The organism is Ponticaulis profundi (assembly GCF_042659465.1).
Taxonomy (GTDB): domain Bacteria; phylum Pseudomonadota; class Alphaproteobacteria; order Caulobacterales; family Hyphomonadaceae; genus Ponticaulis; species Ponticaulis profundi.
On the sequence record NZ_JBHSSW010000029.1, the window covers coordinates 7,211 to 10,350 of the forward strand.

Below are 3,140 nucleotides of genomic sequence, written 5' to 3' on the forward strand. Positions count from 1 at the left end.
CTCAGCCGTCGCGCCCAGGACAAAAGAAGCCGCCTGTGGCAGCTCGATCCCCGGCCCTTGCCAGCCTTGCGGGGGCGCTGCGGGCCGGGGATCGGAAGGGCGTGGCGAGTGTAAAAAATTACGGTTCCATTTCTTGCCATAAAACACTCACCACCAAGGAGAGCCTTTTCAAACGATCCCTGCCAATCGTAGGGCCAGCCCGCCAAAGGCACAGATCGCCAGCACAGTGACGGCGCCCAGCTTCAAGCGGAACACGGCCAGAATGGCGACGATGACCAGCGCCAGCGCGGCGACGTCCAAGGTTCCCCAGACCGGCAGGTCCATATCCAGCCCAAGGCTGGTGACAGGACGCAGCTGGCCGAACAGCACGTGCAGCCCGAACCACAGCGCCAGGTTCAGGATCACCCCCACCACCGCCGCCGTCACCGCCGTCAGCGCCGCCGTCAGGGCGTGGTTGTCGCGCAGGCGTTCGATGAAGGGCGCGCCCAGGAAGATCCACAGAAAGCAGGGCAGGAACGTGACCCAGGTGGTCAGCAGCCCGCCCAACGTCGCGGCCAGCAGCGGCGGCATACCGCCCGCCTCGCGCAGCGCCCCCATGAAGCCCACGAACTGGGTCACCATGATCAGCGGCCCCGGCGTGGTCTCCGCCATGCCCAGCCCGTCCAGCATCTCTCCGGGAGCCAGCCAGCCATAGGTCTCGACCGCCTGCTGGGCGACATAGGCCAGCACGGCATAGGCTCCGCCGAAGGTCACCACCGCCATCACGCTGAAGAACCCGGCGATCTGCGAGAACACGTTTTCCGGGCCGAGGATCAGGAACAGCGCTGCCACGGGCAGCAGCCACAGCCCCAGAAACACCGCCGATATGCGCGCCGCCCACCCGGCGCTGACACGGGTATGGTCGGGCGTGCCCTCACCTAGCAGGGTGTCTGCATCGGCCACTTGGGTGCCGCCCATCTTGCCATGCCCGCCGCCGCCTTGGAACGCCGCCAGACCCGCACGGGCGCCGACGAAGCCCACCAGCGCTGCCGTGAGGATGATGACTGGAAACGGCACGCCAAAGGCGAAGATCGCTAGGAACGAGGCCGCAGCGATGCCGATCATCGTGCGGTTCTTCAGCGCGCGCGACCCGATGCGGATCACCGCCTGCACGACGATTGCCAGCACCGCAGCCTTGAGGCCGAAGAACAGCCCCTCCAGCGCGCCGGTATCGCCCCAGATCGCATAGACCCACGACAGGCTCATGATCGCCACGACGCCGGGCAGCACGAACAGCAACCCGGCGATGATGCCGCCAAGCGTCCGGTGCATCAGCCAGCCGATATAGACGGCCAGCTGCATGGCCTCGGGGCCGGGTAGCAGCATGCAGTAATTCAGAGCGTGCAGGAACCGCCGCTCGCCCAGCCATTTCTGTTCCTCGACCAGAATGCGGTGCATCAGGGCGATCTGTCCCGCAGGACCGCCGAAACTCAGCAGGCCGATCCGCGCCCAGACACGGGTGGCCTCGGCCAAGGTCGGATAGGGGCGGGTCTGCATCATTCTGCCCTCGGCTTGTTGGTGGGCCAGTTGTGGGTCTCGCCGGTCGCGTCACGCGCCCACCGATAGAGCGCGTCATAGACCAGCATCCCCGCCTCCAACTGTTCCAGATCGTCGGCATACATGCGCGACAGGCCAAGGGAGACGGCCAGCAGCCCCGCTGCTTCGGGCGCCAGGTCCAGCCGTGCCGTATCGGCAGCCCGAACGATCACGGCCAATCGGTCCAGCGCCGGAACGGACAGGCCCAGCTCAGCCAGCATCACGTCGAAACTGCACAGATCGCCCCTGTGGCTGAAGAAGACGTCCTCGATGTCGAAGGGCGCGGCCTCATGGCGCTCGGCGACGCCCGATACCTCGGAGGGCGCCACGAACAGGATCACTGCGCGGGGATCGACAAAGCGGCGGATCAGCCAGGGGCAGGCAATGCGGTCGATCTTGGGTCGTGCGCGGGTGACCCAGACCGTGCGGCCCTGCCCGTCGCGTGGGGGGAGGTGGTCTGTCTGGATCAGCGGCAGACCCGCCTCTCGCCACGCGACAAAACCACCATCAAGATATTCGGCCTGGCGGCCTTCCGCGCGCAGCCATGCCGCTGCGCCCTGACTGCGGCGATGACCCGCCTGGCACAGCACGAGGACAGGACCAGGCGGCAACGCCGGAAGATCAGCGAGTGCGCGGTCATCGGCGCGGATGGCCCCCGGCACCAGGCTCGGATCGGCGGCGAAGTCGGTCTCGGACCGGACATCCAGAATGACCGGGGCGCGGGGCGTGCCGATGATGCGGGCAAGTTTGTCGACGGAAATCGCATTGGGCGCAGGCATGGGCGTTCCTCCCGTGAAGGTTTCAGTGGAACGCGAACTTCAGCTGACGCCTCGTGGGGCGGTCGCAGGCCCCATGGGTCGGAAATAGATTGTGGCGGATGCCAAGGTCAAGCAGGCAGCCCCTTAGCGGGCCTGTCCCCGGAGCCCTTGAACGCACAACCCCGGCACGATCTCTCGCGCCGGGGTTTTCTGCCGCATAAAACCGAATTCTTATCTTATGTAGCGGGTCTGGACGTTAGATTAGTCTTCGTCATCTTCTGCAAAAAGGTCATCCACCGATGCTGCACGGGTGACGATCCCGTTTCGAGAATCCTGAAGCGCTGCAACGGTCTCAGCGTTGGGCACTCTGACCTCGAAGGGAAGTGCCTTCTCCGCCACAGCCTGAACCAGCATCATGCGGATCGCATCCGATACGGTGATCCCCATCTGCCGAAACAGCATGGTCGCTTCTTGCTTCGTCGACAGGTCAATTCTCGCCCGAACAACTGCATCAGCACCAGCCATAATGTTCTCTCTCGTTGTAGCTACATTGTGGCTACATAATAAAGAACAGCAGGCGCTTGTTGCAATCCACCCCTTCCGAACCATCCCGGGAGAACCGGAAGAACGCAGAGAACTAACAGGATATAGAGGACATGGAGTACAGTCTGATAGTTCACAACTATCTGATAGTACACAGAAAAAAACACACATAGTGAAACATATATTACATTATAAGCTTTTTATTGAAATGTCTGTCACAGCTACGCATATGCAAGATGCACAAAGAACGGCATAATTTTTTTT

General features: G+C 63.1%; 3 protein-coding genes. All 3 read right to left on the bottom strand.

Going from position 1 to position 3,140, the window contains the following annotated elements; genetic code table 11:
* Positions 1-168 precede the first annotated feature (168 nt).
* The 3 genes from chrA to ACFQDM_RS15145 all read right to left on the bottom strand — a co-directional run bounded on the left by chrA (position 169) and on the right by ACFQDM_RS15145 (position 2,858).
* On the bottom strand, positions 169-1,536 hold the full coding sequence (gene chrA / locus ACFQDM_RS15135; RefSeq protein ID WP_377380477.1) for a chromate efflux transporter: 1,368 nt from the start codon (positions 1,534-1,536) through the stop codon (positions 169-171).
* Entirely contained in the window at positions 1,536-2,354 is an 819-nt protein-coding gene (locus tag ACFQDM_RS15140) for a chromate resistance protein ChrB domain-containing protein (protein WP_377380473.1), read from the bottom strand. Before ACFQDM_RS15140 ends, chrA begins: the two co-directional genes overlap by 1 nt.
* A 240-nt stretch (positions 2,355-2,594) precedes the next feature.
* On the bottom strand, positions 2,595-2,858 hold the full coding sequence (locus ACFQDM_RS15145; protein WP_377380475.1) for a type II toxin-antitoxin system RelB/DinJ family antitoxin: 264 nt from the start codon (positions 2,856-2,858) through the stop codon (positions 2,595-2,597).
* Positions 2,859-3,140: the final 282 nt, after the last annotated feature.

Excerpts from the sequence above, each read along its gene's own strand:
- chrA (WP_377380477.1), bottom strand. The coding sequence starts at position 1,536 with ATGCAGACCCGCCCCTATCCGACCTTGGCCGAGGCCACCCGTGTCTGG.
- ACFQDM_RS15140 (WP_377380473.1), bottom strand. The coding sequence starts at position 2,354 with ATGCCTGCGCCCAATGCGATTTCCGTCGACAAACTTGCCCGCATCATC.
- ACFQDM_RS15145 (WP_377380475.1), bottom strand. The coding sequence starts at position 2,858 with ATGGCTGGTGCTGATGCAGTTGTTCGGGCGAGAATTGACCTGTCGACG.